At 49.3% G+C, this 21,098-nt stretch carries 14 protein-coding genes; 12 read left to right on the forward strand and 2 right to left on the reverse strand.

Going from position 1 to position 21,098, the window contains the following annotated elements:
• Window positions 1–72 precede the first annotated feature (72 nt).
• From IYN85_RS00295 to IYN85_RS00340, 10 genes are all read left to right on the forward strand, one after another.
• Window positions 73–1,149: a pilus assembly protein PilM gene (locus tag IYN85_RS00295; RefSeq protein WP_196156867.1), complete on the forward strand. Its 1,077-nt coding sequence runs from the start codon at window positions 73–75 to the stop codon at window positions 1,147–1,149.
• Window positions 1,136–1,705, forward strand: a complete 570-nt coding sequence (locus IYN85_RS00300) for a PilN domain-containing protein (RefSeq protein ID WP_196156868.1) — start codon at window positions 1,136–1,138, stop codon at window positions 1,703–1,705. Before IYN85_RS00295 ends, IYN85_RS00300 begins: the two co-directional genes overlap by 14 nt.
• Window positions 1,702–2,340, forward strand: a complete 639-nt coding sequence (locus IYN85_RS00305; protein ID WP_196156869.1) for a type 4a pilus biogenesis protein PilO — start codon at window positions 1,702–1,704, stop codon at window positions 2,338–2,340. Before IYN85_RS00300 ends, IYN85_RS00305 begins: the two co-directional genes overlap by 4 nt.
• The gene (locus tag IYN85_RS00310) at window positions 2,337–2,885 is read left to right on the forward strand and encodes a pilus assembly protein PilP (protein WP_196156870.1); all 549 of its coding nucleotides are present in this window, start codon (window positions 2,337–2,339) and stop codon (window positions 2,883–2,885) included. Before IYN85_RS00305 ends, IYN85_RS00310 begins: the two co-directional genes overlap by 4 nt.
• A 41-nt stretch (window positions 2,886–2,926) precedes the next feature.
• A complete protein-coding gene (pilQ, locus tag IYN85_RS00315; RefSeq protein WP_196156871.1) occupies window positions 2,927–5,038 on the forward strand; it encodes a type IV pilus secretin PilQ in 2,112 nt (703 codons plus the stop codon).
• Complete coding sequence (gene aroK / locus IYN85_RS00320; RefSeq protein WP_196156872.1) at window positions 5,038–5,556, forward strand: shikimate kinase AroK; 519 nt, start codon at window positions 5,038–5,040, stop codon at window positions 5,554–5,556. The genes pilQ and aroK overlap by 1 nt, the downstream gene beginning before the upstream one ends.
• Window positions 5,557–6,642 (forward strand): 3-dehydroquinate synthase, encoded by a 1,086-nt coding sequence (gene aroB, locus IYN85_RS00325; protein WP_196156873.1) that lies wholly within the window; start codon window positions 5,557–5,559, stop codon window positions 6,640–6,642.
• Window positions 6,643–6,962: 320 nt separating this feature from the next.
• On the forward strand, window positions 6,963–8,390 hold the full coding sequence (locus tag IYN85_RS00330; RefSeq protein WP_196156874.1) for an SPOR domain-containing protein: 1,428 nt from the start codon (window positions 6,963–6,965) through the stop codon (window positions 8,388–8,390).
• Between the two features lie 171 nt (window positions 8,391–8,561).
• On the forward strand, window positions 8,562–13,007 hold the full coding sequence (gene gltB, locus IYN85_RS00335; protein WP_196156875.1) for a glutamate synthase large subunit: 4,446 nt from the start codon (window positions 8,562–8,564) through the stop codon (window positions 13,005–13,007).
• Window positions 13,008–13,025: 18 nt separating this feature from the next.
• Entirely contained in the window at window positions 13,026–14,444 is a 1,419-nt protein-coding gene (locus tag IYN85_RS00340) for an FAD-dependent oxidoreductase (protein ID WP_196156876.1), read from the forward strand.
• Between the two features lie 49 nt (window positions 14,445–14,493).
• On the opposite strand, the gene IYN85_RS00345 is transcribed toward IYN85_RS00340, so the two are convergent.
• Window positions 14,494–15,063 carry an ACP phosphodiesterase gene (locus tag IYN85_RS00345; protein WP_196156877.1) on the reverse strand — a complete coding sequence of 190 codons (570 nt, stop codon included), beginning with the start codon at window positions 15,061–15,063 and terminating at the stop codon, window positions 14,494–14,496.
• An 87-nt stretch (window positions 15,064–15,150) separates the two neighbouring features.
• Here IYN85_RS00345 and hemE point away from each other — a divergent pair, with 87 nt between their 5' ends.
• On the forward strand, window positions 15,151–16,215 hold the full coding sequence (hemE, locus tag IYN85_RS00350) for a uroporphyrinogen decarboxylase (RefSeq protein WP_196156878.1): 1,065 nt from the start codon (window positions 15,151–15,153) through the stop codon (window positions 16,213–16,215).
• A 100-nt stretch (window positions 16,216–16,315) separates the two neighbouring features.
• Here the strand turns inward: hemE and IYN85_RS00355 are convergent, their stop codons facing one another.
• Window positions 16,316–18,706 carry a penicillin acylase family protein gene (locus tag IYN85_RS00355; protein ID WP_230390390.1) on the reverse strand — a complete coding sequence of 797 codons (2,391 nt, stop codon included), beginning with the start codon at window positions 18,704–18,706 and terminating at the stop codon, window positions 16,316–16,318.
• A 144-nt stretch (window positions 18,707–18,850) separates the two neighbouring features.
• On the opposite strand from IYN85_RS00355, the gene parC reads away from it, so the two are divergent.
• A complete protein-coding gene (parC, locus tag IYN85_RS00360) occupies window positions 18,851–21,094 on the forward strand; it encodes a DNA topoisomerase IV subunit A (protein ID WP_196156879.1) in 2,244 nt (747 codons plus the stop codon).
• Window positions 21,095–21,098 lie beyond the last annotated feature (4 nt).

Raw genomic sequence — 21,098 nt, forward strand, 5'->3', positions numbered from 1 at the left:
ATTGTATTATGTAATAGTTAATGTAAATACTAAAAAACGCACGTAAGTGCGTGTTGTTGAAGGGAAACATCGGTGGCCTCCTTATTCAAAAAGAAGCAAAAAAGGTTACTCGGCATTGATATCAGTTCCACTTCAGTGAAGCTGATGGAGCTGAGTCGTACTGGCGACGGTTATCGTGTTGAAGCCTATGCTGTTGAACCATTGCCGGACAATGCGGTGGTGGAAAAAAACATCAATGATGAAACCAGCGTTGGTGAAGCCATAGAAAAGCTGAAGTCCAAATCACGTACGAAGCTGACCGATGCGGCCGTAGCTGTGGCCGGGTCTTCCGTCATCACGAAAACCATTGAAATGAATGCGGGACTTACTGACGATCAGATGGAAACCGACATTCAGGTTCAGGCAGACCAATACATCCCTTACCCGCTTGATGAAGTGGCAATTGACTTTGAAGTAGTTGGTCCTTCTGCAAAAGGTGATAATCAGGTTGATGTTCTGTTGGCCGCTTGCCGGAAAGAAAATGTTGAGTATCGCGAAACTGCCTTGGGCATCGCAAGCTTAACGTGCAAAGCCGTAGACGTTGAAGCCTTTGCTCTTGAACGCGCCTATCGCCTCATTGCTGAACAGCTTGAACAGACAGAAGAAGGTATCACTGTCGCCATTGTTGATGTGGGCCATACCATGACAACCTTAAGTGTACTCAACGATGGTAAAACTATTTATACCCGTGAACAGTTATTTGGTGGAAAACAGCTTACCGAAGAAATTATGCGTCGCTATGGGATGACTCAAGCCGAAGCCGGCCTTGCTAAGAAACAGGGCGGATTGCCAGATGACTATCCTAGTGAGGTGTTAGAGCCCTTTAAAGAGGCAGTGGTTCAGCAGGTAAGCCGGTCTCTGCAGTTCTTCTTTGCCGCCTCTCAATACAATGACGTTGACTACATTGTATTGGCCGGAGGTACCGCATCTATCCCGGGTCTTGCACAGCGAGTGCAAGAGAAGATAGGAACCAATACTTTAATTGCCAACCCATTCGCCAACATGACTCTTTCGAACAAAGTTAACGCAGCGAATCTGACGAATGACGCGCCCGCCATGATGATCGCATGTGGCTTGGCCATGAGGAGCTTTGAAGATGGCAAATATTGATTTACGCCCCTGGCGAGAAGAGCGGCGCAAAGCACGGCAAAATCAATTTGTCACCATCTTAGCTATAGTTGCCGCATTGGCTGCGGGTGCGGGATGGGCTTGGAATCAATCTGTTCAAAATCAGATTAATTTCCAGAACGCCCGTAATACCTATCTTGAAGATAAAATCAAAGACTTGGATGTCAGAATCAAAGAAATTCAGACTCTACGACAGCAACGTGAAGAGTTAATAGATCGTATGAATGTGATTGCCAGCTTGCAAGGTGATCGGCCTATTATTGTTCACATATTTGAAGAGTTGGTGAATGCAACTCCCGAAGGCGTGTTTTTTAGTAGCCTGATTGTTAATGGAACCAGTATCCAAATATCTGCACAAGCAGACAAGGCACTGAGTGTTTCAGACTTTCTCCGAAATCTGGACAATTCTGTATGGTTCGATAATGCCTTTTTGGAAGTCATGGAATCAATTAAAGATGGGCAGGAAGTTGTAGGGCATAAGTTTAACTTGCGGGTGACGCGAGCAAATCCTCTCAAGAATGAGGAGGAAGACTCATGAATATGAAAGAATTTTTGGATGGCTTTAAACAAGAGAGTTTTGACTATCAAAACCCTGACTTCAACAATATGGGGTCTTGGCCTCTTGCGATAAAGCTATCAACATTGATCTTAATTTCAGCGCTGATTGTTTTTGGGTTTTATTGGTTCGCGGTTAAAGATTCCAAGCTCCGTTATCAAGGTGTCGTAGCGAAGGAACCTACACTTAAACAGCAATATCAGAGCAAATCGTTTCAAGCTGCAAATCTGGATGCCTTTAAAGAGCAGTTAGCGAAGATGGAAGAGGATTTTGGCGTTTTGCTGGATCAACTACCAGATGAAACAGAAATTCCAGGCTTGTTAGACGATATCAGCACAACAGGCTCACAAAGTGGTTTGGAGATTGACAAAATAACCCCTCAAGGTGATGTGGTTAAAGAGTTCTATATCGAAACGCCAATCACAATAGATGTGCGCGGTTCTTATCATGAAATGGGCAATTTTGTTAGCTCTATGGCAGCTATTTCTCGGATTGTTACATTGCATGACTTCTCTATGAAGGGGATTGGTTCTCGATCTGGAGCTAACGAGAGTGAAGCGCCGCTACAAATGACTATCCAGGCCAAGACTTATCGTTATAAGGGTGATGCGCAATGAAGTTGAGATACGTATTAGCTCTTGTATTTGCAGCGGTAAGTCTTCTAGGGTGTGTGCAACAAGATCCATTAACCGATTTGCGTGTTTTTGTTCAAGAACAGGACTCGCGACCTAAGGGAACCATTCCACCCCCTCCAGAATTTGTGGCACCTGACTTTGTGTCTTACACAGCCAGTGGACGTCGATCGCCGTTCGAGATTCCTCGCCCGGTAGAGTTAGTTCAGCAGGAAAAAGAGGCGCCTAAGAGTAACGTAAAACCAGATTTAACCAGAGTCAAAGAGTATCTTGAGTCTTTCCGAATCGAAAATATCGCCATGGTTGGAACATTAACGGGTTTGGAAGGAGATGGCATTCTCTGGGCTTTGATACGAGATGGTCAGGGAGAAGTACATCGGGTTAAAACTGGCAACTATTTAGGGCGTAATTTCGGCAAAATTGTTGAAATCAGCGAAACCCAAATAGATCTAATTGAAATTGTTCCGTCTGGTCAAGATAACTGGGTTGAACGTCCACGAATAATTATCCTAGATGGATTGGAGCAATAGACATGGGATATTGGATGAATAAAGTTAAGGTGCAATTCAACATGAAACGTGCAATCGCCTTGTTGTTCACTTTTCTTTCTGCAAATGTGACGTTTGCAGCAAGTTTGACTGATTTTGAAGTTCTATCACTGTCAGGCGACCGAACACAAATCGTTCTAACCTTTGATGGCGCTGTAACAGAGCCCGTTGGATACAGCATTGAAGATCCTGCTCGGATTTCTTTGGATTTTTCGGGTGTTACCAGTGTGTTGGATGAAAAATACATTCAAATAGGCAGTGGGAATACACGAAACGCCGCCATTTTAGACGCTGGTGATCGTACTCGAATTGTTTTCAGCTTGACTAAGTTGGTTTCTTATGTAACGGAAGTTCAGGGCAACGTTGTGTCCGTTTATATTGGCGACGGCGTAGAGACACTAGTTGGGTCGAATCGGAACTCCGGTGTTTCAACTCAAGTGCAAACACAAGCGTCAAACGCGGGCATTAAAACTAATAAGAATGAAGTTCAGAATGTAGATTTTCGTCGCACGGAAAGCGGAGCCGGGCAGGTGGTTGTTGAGTTTGCGAACTCCAGTGCAAACGCTTCTGTTTTTGAGGAAGGCGGCGATATTGTGATTAGGGTAGATGGATTTCAGGTGCCTGCAGAACTGCGGCGCCGATTGGATGTCGTTGATTTTGCGACTGCGGTTCATTTTATTAACGTATACAACGAAGATAAAAATGCATTGATTCGTCTTGAGGTTGACGGCGCTTACGATTATTTGGCTTATCAGGCAGATAATCGCATGACACTGGAAGTGAATACCCTGACCGAAGATGAGGCTGAGGCGCGTCTTAAAGAGAAATTCCCGTACACCGGGGAAAAATTATCATTGAACTTCCAAGATATTGAAGTCCGGGACGTGCTGCAGATTATTGCTAATTATATAGGCTTTAACTTGGTTGCTTCCGATTCTATTTCCGGAACCATAACGCTGCGGTTGAATAACGTGCCCTGGGATCAGGCGCTGGAATTGGTGCTGAAAACCAACGGACTTGATAAGCGTCAGTCCGGTAATGTATTGATGGTGGCTCCAGCAGCAGAGCTGGCTGAACAAGAGCGGTTGGAGCTGGAATCTCGCAAGCAGGCAGTGCAGCTAGCTCCGCTACGAACGGAATACGTTCAAATTAATTATGCACGAGCGTCGGACATCGCCGCGATCATAAGTTCTTCAAACGGTTCGACCACAGCCGCCGACGCAAGCTCAGAGGGCGGTGACTCATCCGCACAAGCAGCTCAAAGTGATGGTGGTTTCTTATCCAGTCGTGGCTCAGTATCTGTCGATGATCGAACTAATACCTTAATTATTACCGATACTTCGATCAATTTAGATGGAATCCGCCGTGCCATCACCTTTTTTGATATACCTGTCCAACAAGTATTGATCGAAGCGCGGATTGTCTCCGCACGTACATCCGTGGGTGATCAGTTGGGTGTACGTTGGGGTGGGTCTGTTTATGCAGGTGGTGGAACTCCATTCTTTAGTAGCGGGTCAATTGAGTCTAACACTGAGGTCCAAGCAGCTGGTAACGCCAGTCATACATATCCAGATGCATTAGTAGTGGATTTAGCCGCTCAGGGTAACGCAAGTTCCTTCGCATTCGGATTGGTTAATTCCGCGATTAATTTGGATCTCGAAATTTCGGCTTTGGAGAGCATAGGTCAAGCGGAGGTTGTTTCACAGCCAAAAATCGTCACCTCAGATGGACAAGCGGCAAGTATCTTCTCAGGTCAAAATGTTGCCTTCCCAGATGAAGGAGGTGGTACCCGGTTTGTTCAAGCTGGCTTGAACTTGAATGTGACTCCTCAGGTAACCCCTGATGATAAGGTGATTCTGACATTAACCGTTAACCAGGATTCATTGGCTGCCGGTGGTGGCGCAATCGATACCAACACCGTATCCACGCAGGTGTTAGTCGAGGACGGAGTAACGCTGGTCTTGGGTGGCGTATATCGAACAGAAAACACAAAATTGATTGAGAAAACGCCGATTCTGGGTGACTTGCCTGTCATCGGGAATCTGTTCAAACGAACAACCAATAGTGAAGAGAAATCTGAACTTTTAATCTTCATTACACCTAAGTTGATACAAGAAGGTCTCGTTTCGAACTGATGCCGTTGTTACAACATTTGATTTTAGTCGGGCCAATGGGCGCTGGAAAAAGCACCATTGGCCGTTTGCTGTCTGACCAATTGCAAATGGACTTTGTTGATTTAGACAAGGAAATTGAGCAACGTTCTGGCGCGACGATTCCGTGGATTTTTGATATCGAAGGTGAGACCGGTTTTCGAGAGCGTGAGTCGATAGCCTTGGAAGAGGTTTTGGCTGAACCGGCCAAAGTAGTCGCGACTGGTGGTGGTTGCGTGTTGAAATTAGATAACAGAACCAAACTAGAAGCAGGTGGCCTGGTTGTCTATTTGTCAACATCGGTTGAGCAACAGCTAATCCGGACGGCGAAGGACAAAAATCGGCCACTGCTGCAAACGGGCAACCCTGAGCAGATTCTCAATGACATGGCCAAGGTTCGAAACCCACTATATGCGTCTATCGCTGATTTGATTATTGATACCAATGCCAAATCTCCGAAACTGGTCGTCCAAGACATTATTCATTTCACACAGACAATTTAAATGAAAATTATCCCAGTAGAATTAGGTTCCCGCTCATACCCGATTTATATCGGGAACTGTTTGAACGATCGTTCTCTGTTCGACACTACCATCCAGAACAGAGAAGTAGTTATTGTTACCAACGAGACCATAGCACCGCTCTATTTGAGCAAGGTACAGGATCTACTGGCCAATGAGCGCCGTATTGTTCATTCCGTTGTATTACCTGATGGCGAATCGTTTAAAACGTTAGATACCGTTAATCGTATTTTTAGCTTTTTGCTGGAAAAGAACATCAGTAGGAAGGTTGGTCTGGTAGCCCTGGGCGGCGGAGTTATTGGTGATATGACTGGGTTTGCTGCGGCCAGTTATCAGCGCGGGGTCGATTTCTATCAGATTCCAACAACGCTGTTGTCACAGGTTGACTCATCTGTTGGCGGCAAAACAGGCGTTAATCATCCCCTCGGGAAAAACATGATCGGTGCCTTTAAGCAGCCTCTTGCTGTGTTTATCGATCCTTCAACCTTACGCACGCTTCCTGCCAGAGAATTTTCGGCTGGGTTTGCGGAGGTAATGAAGCATGGAATTATTCAAGACGCTGACTATTTTGAATTTCTGGAATCCAATCTTGAGCAGATTTTCAATTTGGACGACGAGATTTTGGTTTCCGTCATTGCCAGGTCCTGCGAAATCAAAGCCGATGTCGTTTCAAAAGATGAGACAGAACAAGGATTGCGAGCGACCTTGAATCTAGGGCATACCTTTGGGCACGCCATTGAGACGACGTTAGGTTACGGTGAGTGGCTGCATGGTGAAGCCGTCGGGGTTGGAATGGTCATGGCCGCGGATCTTTCCCATCGTCTGGGTTTAGTTGGCGAGAGCGATGTCGACCGGATAGGTGCACTGGTGAAAAAAGCAAAATTACCGGTCACAGTTCCTTCATCCATGACATCAGCCCAATTTATGACGGCTATGGCGCGGGACAAGAAGGTGGATGCAGGCACTTTGCGTCTCATTTTATTGCGCGGACTAGGGCAAGGATTCGTCACGGGAGATTTTGATCAGGCCAAACTGTCAGAAACGCTAGCTGCATTTTGTGCTCATTAAAATTCATTTTTAAGGTAAAACATTTTTTTAAAACTACCCTTTGTAAATACGGCGGCTCTTTTTCTGAAAACCTGTGTTACCAAGACTGCTTTTTAAAGTTTGCCTTATCTGACGAAATAGCAGATGAGGTAGCTAGGCATTAGCAGTTTTACTACGACGCAGTGATTTTTGGGAATTCTGCCACGTGCCTGTACTGATAATCAGTTGCCAGGCAATTCATAAGATCCTTTCAGTTTTGAAGTTCTTTTGTTTTTACAGCTCTGGACAGTTGTGCTAATAGTCGTTTAAATGGTGAAAACCGTTTGGCCGAGGCGTGATCGATGGATTTGTCAGAACAATCAGAACGCATGCAATCCTTCTATAATCTGAAACATGATCCATTTGGCTCTGTCGTGGATGCAATGGTATTCAGTGGCGCGGGTGGACGTTACGAAACCGCAGAAACCATTCGGCATTTGCTGAACTATTCTCATCAGGATAGTTTACTGGTAGGGCATTCCGGATCCGGTAAGCGCACGCTGGCATTGCAAGTCCTCAAACTGCTAGAAGATCAGTGGCGAGTGGCCTGGATTGACGGTTCTGAAAACCAATCCAGTACGGAATTAATTAAAGAGATCATTGGGCAGTTGGGTCTGGGTCTGAAAGTCAGTGAGAGCAATGAGTCTTTATTGTCACAGATTGCCGACGTGGTCAGCTCACGTTATCAAGATGAAGAATCATTTCTTATCGTCGTGCAGTTTGCTGATTTGCTACCTGTAGAGTCGCTGGAAACCTTGCAGCAAATCCGCGAATTGGCTGACCCCGTGGATTATCGAGTTCGTCAGCTCTGGTTGTCTGATCACTGGGCTCAATTAGGGCCACTTATAGATGAAAGTGATTGGTATGTTCATCCTTTGGAGCCGTTTTCGGACACCGATGCGGAACAATATTTGAAAGATCGGCTCGTCGCAGCAGGCAATGTTGGCGAGTCGCTGTTTGCCCAAAAAGATGTAGCCCGGCTCAACCAATTGTCCGACGGGAATCCCGCAAACCTGAATGAAGCGGCACGGGACTATCTGATCGGCTCGACGTTTAAAACGACAGAACGTAAGTTCTCATTCCCTTTGCCTCACGCCATTGCCGGTATAGCCGCATTGTCTCTGGTTGTTATCGCCATTTTGTATCAAACCAATGAAAATAAAACAGAATCAGTTCCGTTGTTGACCGAAAAACCGGTCCAGGATATGACTGAGGTTGAAAAAAAATTGGCGGAAGCGATTGCCAAGGTTGAAGCCAAGCAGACTGTTGAGATTGCTGACCCGTCGCCTGTCGAGGTCGCAACAATTGGCGAAACTGAAGGTCAAGCCTCGGTAAAGGTGCCGTCAAGTGAAGAGGTTGCAGATGAACCGACGACGGAGCAAGGCAATGAAGAGACTGTGCCCGAAGTTTCAGAAAGTGCACCTGATCCTGTCGCTACAGATATCCCAGCAGCGGGGTTGTTGGCAAAAGGAGCGGATACTGAGTTTACCATTCAGCTCATCGGCGTGCGTGAACGTGAAAAGCTTCAGCAATTGATACCTGCTTTTAGTGATTCCAAGATGGTTGATATCGTGCAAACCACCTATCAGGGCAAACCCTGGTTTGTGTTGATTTATGGTCAGTTTCCCGACAAAGCCAGCGCCCAGGCTTCGGTGCCTAACATTCCAGCGGAAGTCGGTGTAAAAGAGCCTTGGATTCGCTCATTTAAATCGCTAAGAGATTCCATTTAGGCCCTTACTGGTCGCTTTTTAAATATTTATCCTCATAATATACCGTTATTTGTTGTCTGGGCGCGGCTTAGGCATAGACTCATGCGCAGTTGAATCACATTGTCTGAGCCCTGCCCAGTATTAGTGCAGTCGCTCGACCATTAAATGTCGGTCGAATGAGAGAGAGTCGATATGAGTACCGGTTTATACAATCCCGCCGAATTTCGCGATAACTGTGGTTTTGGGTTAATCGCCCATATGGAAGGCGAAGCCAGTCATCATCTGCTGCAAACAGCCATAGAATCTTTGACCTGTATGACCCATCGCGGCGGTATTGCCGCAGACGGTAAGACGGGCGATGGCTGCGGTCTGTTATTGAAAATGCCGACATCCTTTTTCGCGACAGAAGTGAAAACCTTATTTAATATTGACCTTGGCGAACATTTCGCCGTTGGTATGGTGTTTCTGAACCCGGAGCAGTCCAAAAGTGAGTACGGCCGTCAAACGATGACGCAAGCCCTCGAAGCGGAAGGATTAAAGGTCGTGGGGTGGCGCGATGTCCCTGTCGACACACAATTCTGCGGCCCTATGGCGCTCGATTGCCTTCCAACTATCCAACAGGTCTTTGTGAAAGCCGAATCGGACGCGGAACTAGCGGTCAAGCTCTATACTGCCCGTCGTCGGACGGAACAAGCCATGAGTGAAGACAGTGAGTTTTACATCTGTTCGTTGTCTGACAAAGTCGTGTCTTATAAAGGCTTGGTGATGCCGGTTGACTTACCTAAGTTTTATCAGGATTTAGGCAATGAAGCTTTAGAAACGGCCATTTGCGTTTTTCATCAGCGTTTTTCAACCAATACCATGCCGAAGTGGCCACTGGCGCAACCCTTCCGTTTGTTGGCTCATAACGGTGAGATTAATACCATTGCCGGAAATCGCAACTGGGCTCGTGCGCGTGCCAGTAAATTTGCTAACGACAATATTCCGCATCTGGAAGACTTGCAGCCGGTCGTGAACACCACCGGTTCCGATTCCTCAAGCATGGACAACATGCTGGAACTCATGCTTTTAGGTGGTATGGATATGTTCCGTGCTTGCCGCACCATGATTCCGCCTGCTTGGCATAATGTCGAACACATGGATGCCGATTTGAAGGCTTTCTATGAGTTCAATTCGATGCATATGGAACCCTGGGATGGTCCGGCGGGTATCGTCTTGACCGATGGTCGCTATGCCGTCTGTATGCTCGACCGTAATGGTTTGCGTCCAGCGCGTTGGGTGATCACTAAAAACGGCTACATCACATTGGCGTCTGAAATCGGAACCTTTGCTTATGAACCGCAAGATGTTGTTGCGAAAGGTCGGGTCGGTCCGGGACGTATTGTGGCAATTGACACCGAAACCGGTGAGTTCCTTGAAACCGAAACTATCGACAATCGATTGAAAAAAGCCCATCCCTACAAAGACTGGCTCAAGCAGAATGCTGTGCGTTTACGCTCACGTTTGGAGTTGGCAGAAGAAGGTGATGGTGCCTCGCTTAATCCTGACCAGGTACAGGCTTACCAAAAACTGTTCCAAGTCAGCTTTGAAGAGCGTGATCAGGTTATTCGCCCGTTAGCTGAAACGGGTCAGGAAGCGGTTGGTTCTATGGGTGACGATACCCCGATGGCGGTGCTGTCGCACAAAATCCGACCTGTAACTGATTACTTCCGACAGCAATTTGCTCAGGTAACTAACCCGCCAATCGATCCGCTGCGTGAATCTATCGTCATGTCGCTGGAAACTTGTCTGGGACCAGAAGCTAACCTGTTTGAACCGAAGGCAAAAGACGCCACCCGCCTCATTCTGGCTTCTCCGGTTCTGTCGCCACTGAAGTTTCAAAGTATGCTGCATCAGGAAGCGCCGGAGTTTAAACACCGGATCCTGCATCTCGGCTATGACGAAAAGATCAGTCTGGAAGGCGCTATTCGCCAATTAACTGACAAGGCGGAACAGGCCAGCCGCGAAGGTATTAAAATTCTGGTGCTGTCAGATCGCAATTTGCAGCCAGGTCAACTTGTGATCCCGGCGGTGATGGCAACTGGCGCCGTGCATCATCGACTGGTCAATAACAGCTTGCGTTGCGATACCAATATCGTGCTTGATTCTGGCGCGATTCGTGATCCGCACCAGTTCGCGGTCGCCATCGGTTTTGGCGCTACGGCGGTTTATCCTTACGTGGTTTATGAGATCATTGATGACATGATTCGCACCGGTGAGCTGGTCGGCGACCATCATCTTCTGCATAAAAATTACCGCAAAGGTATCAACAAAGGTTTATTGAAGGTCATGTCCAAGATGGGCATTTCAACGATTGCCTCCTATCGTGGAGCACAACTGTTTGAAGCCGTCGGTTTGGCGGATGAAGTGGTTAGTCTGTGTTTTTCTGGTGTGACCAGTCGCATTCAGGGAGCGACCTTCCAGCATTTCCATGAGGAAATGATTGAGCTGGCTGCCAACGCGTGGAAACCACGTAAGAAGTTAGAGCAGGGCGGCAAGCTGAAATACGTTCATGGTGGGGAGTATCACGCCTATAACCCGGATGTGGTGAAAGCCATTCAGGATGCCGTGCAAAAAGGTGATCAGGCCAGTTACCGGGACTATGCCGCTTTGGTTAACGAGCGGACACCGGCGACAATCCGAGATCTGTTTCAGCTGACGAGTGATCGTAAGTCGATCCCCATTTCTGAAGTCGAACCCATCGAGGCCATTTTCCCTCGTTTTGATTCCGCCGCAATGTCATTGGGTGCTCTGTCACCCGAGGCTCACGAAGCGCTGGCTGTGGCTATGAATGAGTTGGGTGGTCGATCGAATTCCGGTGAAGGTGGTGAAGATCCGAAACGCCATGGCACCATTCGTCGCTCCAAAATTAAGCAGGTCGCTTCCGGTCGTTTCGGTGTGACGCCCGCTTACCTGATGAGCGCTGAAGTCATCCAGATTAAGGTTGCGCAGGGTGCGAAACCTGGCGAGGGTGGGCAGTTGCCCGGTGGTAAGGTTAACAAACTGATCGCTGAGTTACGATATTCCGTTCCCGGCGTCACGCTGATTTCACCACCACCGCATCACGACATCTATTCCATCGAAGATTTGGCGCAGCTGATTTTCGATTTGAAGGAGATTAACCCGACCGCGTTGATTTCAGTAAAACTGGTCTCAGAGCCTGGTGTTGGCACAATCGCCGCCGGGGTCGCCAAAGCGTATGCAGATCTGATTACCATATCTGGCTATGACGGCGGTACTGCGGCGAGCCCGCTAACGTCCATTAAACACGCTGGCTCACCTTGGGAGCTCGGGTTGGCCGAAGTGCAGCAAACACTGCGTGGCAACGACCTGCGCGATAAAGTTCGATTGCAAACCGACGGCGGTTTAAAGACCGGTCTGGATGTCGTTAAGGCCGCGATTTTAGGCGCGGAAAGTTTTGGATTCGGTACGGCGCCGATGGTCTCTTTGGGGTGTAAAATCCTGCGCATTTGCCACCTCAATAATTGTGCGACCGGTGTTGCGACACAGGATGAAACCCTGCGCGAACAGTATTTCCGTGGGACCGTTGAAATGGTGAAAAACTATTTCCGTTTTGTCGCCGAAGAAGTACGAGAATATCTGGCGCTGTTGGGTTATCGCTCTATTGAAGAAATTATCGGCAAAACCGAATTGTTCCGTGTTCGCACTGATCTGACAGGTCGTCGAGCGGCGTTGGATTTGACGCCTATTCTGTACAGTGAAGCCGTTCCGGCCGATAAGCCGCAAACTTGTCGGGTTGAACGCAACGAACCGTTTGACAAAGGGACCAAGCAAAAAGCTATTTTTTCGGCCGTGAAAGACGCGATTGAAAGTAAATCCGGTGGCGAGTTTGAATTTAGCATTGGTAACTGCGATCGATCCATTGGTGCCCTGCTGTCCGGCGCCATTGCCCAGAAGTATGGCAATACCGGTATGAGCGATATGCCGATCACCTTGAAATTGTCTGGTATTGCCGGTCAGTCATTCGGTGTCTGGAATGCCGGTGGTTTGAATATGATCTTGGACGGTGATGCGAACGACTACGTCGGCAAAGGCATGAGTGGCGGAAAAATTGTCATTCGACCTCCCAAAGGCAGTGCTTTTGAAACGCAGAAAACATCGATCATGGGTAACACCTGTTTGTACGGTGCTACAGGCGGACACATATACGCTGCCGGAGCCGCCGGTGAGCGATTTGCCGTCCGAAACTCCGGGGCCCACGCGGTCATTGAAGGGGCTGGTGATCACTGCTGCGAGTACATGACCGGAGGTTCCGTTGCCGTTTTGGGCAAGGTAGGCGGTAACTTTGGCGCGGGTATGACCGGTGGTTTTGCCTTTGTACTCGACCTGGAAAACAGCTTTGCCGATAAGTACAACCGAGAACTGGTCGATATTCACCGCATCAGTACCGAAGCGATGGAAGGGTATCGTGATCATCTGGCTCGCACGATAGACGCCTTTGTAAACGAAACGCACAGTGCCTGGGGTGCTGAGTTGCTTGATAACTTTGACGACTATGTTGGCAAGTTCTGGCTCGTAAAACCGAAGGCTGCGAGCTTGTCAGATTTACTGTCCAGCACTCGTGCCAGACCTGAATAATCGACGGAGATTCTTAAAATGACCCAACGTTTAAACAACGATTTTCAATTTTTGGATGTCGGCCGTCGCGAACCGGCAAAGAAAGATCTCAACGCCCGCAAAACGGAGTTCATCGAAATTTATGAACCCATGGGCCAGCGGCAGGCGGCAGAGCAGTCCCACCGCTGTCTGGAATGCGGAAATCCCTATTGTGAATGGAAATGTCCGGTTCATAACTACATTCCGAATTGGCTGAAACTGGTCAGTGAAGGCAATATTCTGGAAGCAGTGGAACTGAGTCATCAGACCAATACCCTGCCGGAAGTATGTGGTCGGGTTTGCCCGCAGGATCGTCTGTGCGAAGGTGCCTGTACGCTGAACGACGAGTTCGGTGCGGTCACCATTGGCAACACGGAAAAATACATCACTGATACCGCCTTTGCGATGGGCTGGAAACCGGACATGTCCAACGTCACTATGACCGACAAAAAGGTTGCTATTATCGGTGCAGGACCCGCGGGTCTTGGTGCCGCTGACGTGCTGATCCGTAATGGGGTGAAGCCGGTGGTGTTTGACCGATACCCAGAGATAGGTGGTCTTCTGACTTTCGGGATCCCGGAATTCAAACTGGAGAAGAAAATCATGAGTAAGCGCCGTGAGGTGTTTACCGAAATGGGGGTTGAGTTCCGCCTGAATACCGAGGTCGGCAAAGACATACAATTCCAGAGCATTCTGGATGAGTACGATGCGGTATTTTTGGGTATGGGTACCTACAAGTATATGAAAGGTGGTTTCCCTGGTGAAGACTTGCCCGGCGTTTACGATGCGCTCCCGTTTTTAATATCCAACGTCAATCATAATAACGGCTGGGAACAGGACGCATCTGAGTTCATCAGTTTACAGGGTAAAAAGGTGGTCGTTCTGGGTGGTGGTGATACGGCCATGGACTGTAACCGAACCTCGATCCGCCAGCAGGCTGCATCCGTGACCTGTGCCTATCGTCGAGATGAAGAAAACATGCCGGGCTCACGACGGGAAGTCGCCAACGCGAAAGAAGAGGGTGTGCATTTCCTGTTTAACCGACAACCGGTTGAAATTGTTGGTACCAACAAAGTTGAAGGCGTTAAGGTAGTGTCGACCCAGTTGGGTGAACCTGATGAAAACGGTCGTCGTCGCCCCCAGGTGATAGAAGGCAGTGAAGAAATCCTGCCCGCGGACGCTGTTTTGGTTGCTTTTGGCTTCCAACCCAGTCCAGCTCCTTGGTTTGAACAATACGGTATTCAATTGAACGACTGGCAGGGCGTCGTAGCTGAAGAAAACCAGCGCTACAAATTCCAGACCAGTAACGAAAAGGTCTTTGCTGGCGGAGACATGGTCCGCGGTTCCGATTTGGTGGTTACCGCCATTTATGAAGGGCGGCAAGCGGGTGAAGGTATTTTGGACTATTTGAACGTTTAACGGTCAATATACTTATTTGATAATTCCAGCCCGGCATTGCCGGGCTTTATTATTTTCGAAACTGTGTAGAAAGATCTTGAACGAATTCCGTCATTGCCTGTTGATGTTGCCGTGCAATATCTGCCGCTTGGGCACGGTGTTCATGCATCGGATTGGCAAATCGGAGGCGGCGGGCAATGCCCATCATAGCATTTTCTAGCCCCTCAGTCGTCGTATAGCTGACAAACCAATTGTGCGCGCGCATCCAAAACAGCGTTTTTTGTAATCGCTCAGGCATGGGCAGTTCATCGAACGCGTGCAGGGACTGATACGTATACTGAGCGAAATCAGCGAGCGGTAGTTGGTGAAAAACGGACCAGTGACTCGCCAGATGGTGATCGAGCAGCATGTCGATGACAACGGGCGTGGTTTTTCGGAAAATTGGCCGTAACTCAACCCGCAAGGGTTCGAGTATGGGCGTCGAATCGGTCAGTTTATCGATCTGCTGGTGGCGATCAAAATGCTCAATAAACACAGTTGATACTGGAATCTTGGGTTTTGGCGCAAAATCAGGCCATAAACTGCCCGCCATCGCCGATGGTGTTGGCTCAGAAAACAAGCAGTGCCCCAGAAAATTCATCAAATTGTCCCGTTCTGGTCAAGAAGATCGTCAGTACTGGAAACAGACAGTATAATGCCGGCCACGCAAATCATCAGAGGTAAGATTGTGACCGAATTAAAGAATGACCGATTTCTGAAAGCGTTGCTCAAGCAGCCTGTCGATCGTACACCCATTTGGATGATGCGTCAGGCCGGTCGTTATTTGCCAGAATATCGAGCAACGCGGGCTCAGGCTGGGGACTTTCTCAGCTTGTGTAAAAACGCCGACCTTGCCTGTGAAGTCACCATCCAGCCTCTGGATCGATATCCCCTGGACGCGGCCATTCTGTTTTCCGATATTTTAACCGTGCCCGATGCGATGGGTTTGGGTCTGTATTTTGAAGAAGGCGAAGGTCCGAAATTCAAGCAGACTATCCGTTCAGAAAAAGACCTTGATCTATTGTCGACCCCTAAAATGGAAGATGAATTGGGATACGTGATGAATGCCGTGAGGACCATTCGTCGCGAGCTGAATGGCCGCGTACCCTTGATCGGCTTTACTGGCAGCCCGTGGACCTTGGCCACTTACATGATCGAAGGTGGTAGCAGCAAAGAGTTTCGCCATGCCAAAGCCATGATTTACAACCAGCCGGACGTCATGCATGAATTGCTGAATCGGTTAGCGTTGGTGGTCACCGATTACCTGAACGCACAGATTGAAGCAGGCGCACAGGCGGTGCAGATTTTTGACTCCTGGGGAGGCGCACTAAGCCATGCGGCGTATCTGGAGTTTTCACTAAAATATATGCAGCAAATCATCGGCGGACTGAAGCGTGAGCATGATGGTCGTCAGGTACCGGTGATACTGTTCACGAAAGGCGGTGGTCAGTGGTTGGAGCCGATGGCTGAGTCTGGTGCAGATGCGTTGGGTCTGGATTGGACAACATCACTGACGGATGCACGCCGTCGTGTAGGCAACAAAGTCGCTTTGCAGGGTAATATGGACCCAAGTGTACTTTACGCCTCTCCTGACCGGATTCGTGATGAAGTTGAGCGTATTTTGAGTGAATATGGTCAGGGTACGGGTCATGTCTTCAATCTGGGACACGGGATTCATCAGTTTGTGGATCCGGCAAATGCGGGTGCGTTCGTCGAAGCAGTGGTTGAGTTGTCTCCTAAATATCATCGATAACACCACTCGGCGATGCAGTCGCACGTCCTAAGTCATTAAAAAAAACGGAGCCTCGGTTCCGTTTTTTTTTGGTTTGTATTGCTGATTGCTCGTACCCTGGCTAAGGCTTTGGTCTCAGCTGCAGCACATAAGCATCTTTTCCGGGTAGAAAAGGAGAGGGCGCGCCAATAACCCAGTCGTCATGTCCGGCCCGATAAAAAGGGGACAAAGGATGGCCGCTTTGTCCCGTGGCCATATGAAAATAGCCGGTCTCTTCCTGACCCGGAGCCACAGCCATGCGTTGAGACGCACCAAAGTCGGGGCTTTGTACTCTGGGCATGAAGGTATCTCCAGGCATGGCTGCGGGTTCCATGTCTAACAGGAAGGATAAAAAAGGCAGCGCTCGGCTTAGCGGGTGTTGGATATTGAGTTGATTGTGTCGCCCCCAGGTTTGTTGGCGTAAACCTTCGTTGTTTTCCTGGTATCGCGAATACACGGCTAAAGCCTGAGCGTGGAGGAACGCATCCCAGGAGTCATAAGGTTGGGGGATATGGCGGGGCGGCCGGTCGTTAATCAGTTGCCAAACTGCATATTCCACCTTGTTGTCCACGGTGCTCGGCCAGAAGTCGGTTACCTTGCTGTCCACGTATCGGAACAGATGCCCAACACTTTGATCAATGACCTGTTCGCGAAAGCGTTTGATCAATAAGTAAGCCACGGAATTTGCACTGGCGTGCCCTTGCCAGGACTGAACAGCCTCACTCAATGCTCTGACAGCCGGGTCATTGGCGCTCTCTTCCGCTTGCAATGTCGCCACCAAGAGTGCCTGCCAACGGGACAGGAATATGGCCTCGTCATCCAGATGAATCGCCAGGAAGTCTGCTTCCGTGAACGTATCTCGAGCGAATAGTCGGTTGCGGATTTGTTGTTGACGAGCGCCAAGTGCGCCCAGACCGTCACCCATCACTTTATAGGAGTCACCACTGACGACGCGGGCATTTGCCGTCCACAGACGGTTGTTCGCCGGATTTTCAATGCGAGGGTGAGCGTCAGGTGCCATATAACCTGTCCAGCCGTTATTGCCGGTTGACCAGTCAGCGGGTAACCGCTCTGCCAAGGAAGATGGGTAGCCAAATCGCTTTGGCAGCAGTCCCATGAGCGTCCAGCCAATGTTGCCGTCACGATCGCCAACGTTGAAGTTCTGCCCGGGAATCGCGGTGCGCGTTGCAATGTCCAGAGCCTGACTGACGTTTTCCGCTTGCTCCAGCTCGATCAAGTTGAGGTTGATGCCTCCAGGATCATGCGCGACCCAGCGTAATACCAGCGCATTGCCGTAATAATCTTCACCAATAACTGGTCCCCAGCGCGTGTTTTTGACTGTTGTCTGCTGCGAAGCCTGTCCTTTAACATTGATGACCTCAGTGTCCGGTGCAAAGGGCTGCCAGCCTTCCGGGGTTAAGTATTCCGTCGTCTCGGCATTAGTTTGTAACCGGATAATGTCGCTGAAATCGCCAAAAGCATTGGTGAAGCCCCAGGCGATGTTTTCGGTGGAACCGACAATCATCAGCGGTGTGCCGGGCAGCGTTGCCCCGGTGATGCGCCGATCGGATTCCGCTAATAGCCAGGAAGCCCGGAACCAGATATTCGGTACGTCTAGACCAAGGTGCATATCATCGGCCACCATTGCCGCGCCGTGACGGGTTAATGCGCCGCTGACGGACCAGTTATTTGAACCCGGCAAAGCTCTATCTGCGTAAGAGGTTAAGTTGGTGGCGACCTGGTGGTTTTGAAAATCCGACAGAGGGCGCTGTGGCAAAGGCGCGCGAAAGGTTGTGTCGCCTGCGTCGATGGTCGCATCCCATTCACCGCCCTTGGGTACCAGGTAGTTTACCCAATCGGCGGGTAAAAACTCGTAAAGAGCAGCCAATGAACGTTCGGTCTCGCCCCATTCATCTTGTAGATCCATGTACATGCTGTAGACCACCAACAGGGAGTCCTCTGCCCGCCAGGGTTCTGGGTCTGTATTAAGTACGTAATATTCGAACGGCTTATTGCGTAATTGGGCCAGTCCCGCGTTGACGCCCTGGCTATAGACCTCCAGCAACGTTTGCTGTTGAACATATAGGCGCGATTGAACTGCCACCGCCCGTTTGCGGAATTGGTGCACACGGATTCGTTTGTCGAATTCCACCGCGACCTCCCCAAATAACTCACTGAGTTCACCGGCGCTGTTGCGCCGCAATAAATCCATCTGGAAGAATCGTTCCTGGGCATGGACAAAGCCCAGGCTGTAGGCAATGTCTTCGCGGTTGGCGCCTTCGATAGTCACCAAACCCTGCGCATCGCGTCGTATGAACGTTGGTGCTGACACGGCCTGAGCGCTCACCGGACCTTCAAGTTGCGCCAGACTGCCAGTGAATACCCACCATAAAAAGGCCAGTCCAGCCATGGCCAGTATCACCAGTGATAACAGGGTGACCATCACGATTTTGAAGGGGCGGGGTATTCTCAACAGGTGGCTCCGGTTTGATAGCGGATCATTTGTCTTCAGTGTGGCACAAAGCCGTGTAATCTCTCAATCCATGCATTGTGTTCGGCAGCGTTAATTGCGACACTAACGAATCGGTAATTGATTGATTTATAACAGGTTCTCAGCATGACTGATCAACAGGAATACTCCGAAACGATCTCCCTCAGCAAGTTCACCGAGAAAGCCTACCTGGATTATTCCATGTACGTCATTCTTGACCGTGCCTTGCCTCATGTCGGCGATGGTCTGAAGCCCGTACAGCGGCGCATCATTTATGCGATGAGCGAGCTGGGGTTGCGCAATACGGCAAAGTTCAAGAAGTCAGCCCGTACGGTCGGTGATGTACTCGGTAAGTATCATCCGCATGGCGACAGCGCCTGTTATGAGGCCATGGTATTGATGGCTCAGCCGTTCTCCTATCGTTACCCGTTAGTAGACGGTCAGGGTAACTGGGGTTCGCCAGACGATCCGAAGTCCTTTGCGGCAATGCGATATACCGAGTCGCGTCTTCACAAGCACGCACAATTACTGTTGGAAGAATTGGGTCAGGGGACGGTTGATTGGGTCCCTAATTTCGACGGAACGATGGACGAACCTTCTGTGTTGCCCGCGCGTTTACCCCATGTGCTGTTGAATGGGACCACCGGTATTGCGGTGGGGATGGCAACAGACATTCCGCCCCATAACCTGCGAGAGCTGGCTGCAGCCTGTGTTCACCTTATTGATCAACCCGAAGCCAGTGTTAAAGAGCTCATGATGCATGTGCGCGGTCCGGATTTTCCTACCGGTGCTGAGCTGATCTCAACACGTGATGACATTCAGAAAATATATGAAAGCGGACGCGGTACATTGCGGTTGCGATCTAAATATATTCAGGAAGGTACCGATATCATCATCACTGAGTTGCCGCATCAGGTGTCGGGGTCGAAAATTTTGGAGCAGATTGCGGCGCAAATGCAGGCGAAAAAGTTGCCGATGGTCGCCGATCTGCGTGATGAATCTGACCACGAAAACCCAACACGATTGGTGATCGAGCCGCGCAGTAACCGGATCGATGTGGATGCCCTGATGAACCACCTGTTCGCCACAACGGATCTTGAAAAAACTGTTCGGGTAAACCTGAACATGATTGGTATTGACGGTCGGCCTCAAGTGAAAGCGCTGAACCGGATTCTCAGCGAGTGGTTGGAATTCCGCACTGAGACGGTTCGCCGTCGTTTGCAGTATCGGCTCGATAAAGTACTTGCCCGGTTGCATATTCTCGATGGTTTGTTGATTGCGTACCTGAATATTGATGAAGTGATTGAAATTATCCGCACCGAGGATAAACCCAAACAGGTAATGATGGAGCGCTTCGGACTCAGCGATATTCAGGCTGAGGCCATTCTTGAAATCAAGTTACGGCAATTGGCCAAACTTGAAGAAATCAAGATTCGAGGCGAGCAAGATGAGTTGTCTGCTGAGCGCGAGAAACTCGAAAAGATCCTTAGTTCCAAAGCCCGAATGCGGACGCTGGTGAAGAAAGAGATATTGGCGGATGCGGACACCTATGGTGACGACCGCCGTACTCAGTTAGTTGCCCGCAGTGAGGCCAGCGCCTTCAGTGAAACTGAAATTTTGCCTTCAGAAGCCGTCACCGTTGTGCTTTCAGAGCGAGGTTGGATCCGTTCCGGCAAAGGGCACGACCTTGAACCGGAGGGGTTGAGTTATAAATCCGGAGATAGCTTTGCTTTCGCTGTGCGTGGTAAGAGTAATCAAGCGACCGTACTCATTGACTCTACTGGTCGATCCTATTCTCTGACGACACATTTGTTGCCATCGGCCCGCGGTCAGGGCGAACCGATTACCACCAAGCTGAATCCGCAACCGGGTGCGGTCATGAAAGGTTTGTTGTTGGGTAATCCGGATTATCAGTATCTGCTTAGCTCAGATGCCGGCTATGGATTTATTGCCAAGCTGTCGGACATGGTCAGTAAGAATAAGGCCGGTAAAGCCTTATTGTCGTTGCCAAAAAACGCCGAAGTCATGGCGCCTCAGCCGGTGAAGCAACTGTCGACTGATTATCTGGCTTCAGTCACCAATGAAGGCCGCTTGTTGGTGTTCCCAGTTCGAGATTTACCAGAATTGGCCAAGGGTAAGGGCAATAAGATCATTAATATACCGTCTTCTCGTTCATCCGCGCGAGAGGAGTTAATGGCCGGCGCTGTTGTGTTGGGTGCCGCTGACACGTTGTTGGTTTTTGCCGGAAAACGGAAACTGAAATTAAAGGGTGCTGACTTAGAGCATTACCTTGGCGAGCGTGGTCGTCGGGGTAACAAATTACCGCGTGGCTTCCAGAACGTCACCGGGCTTGGCATTGAAGAGAGTTAAGTTA

Origin of the sequence: Reinekea sp. G2M2-21, from assembly GCF_015687175.1 — a bacterium.
In the GTDB taxonomy this organism is placed as follows: domain Bacteria; phylum Pseudomonadota; class Gammaproteobacteria; order Pseudomonadales; family Natronospirillaceae; genus Reinekea.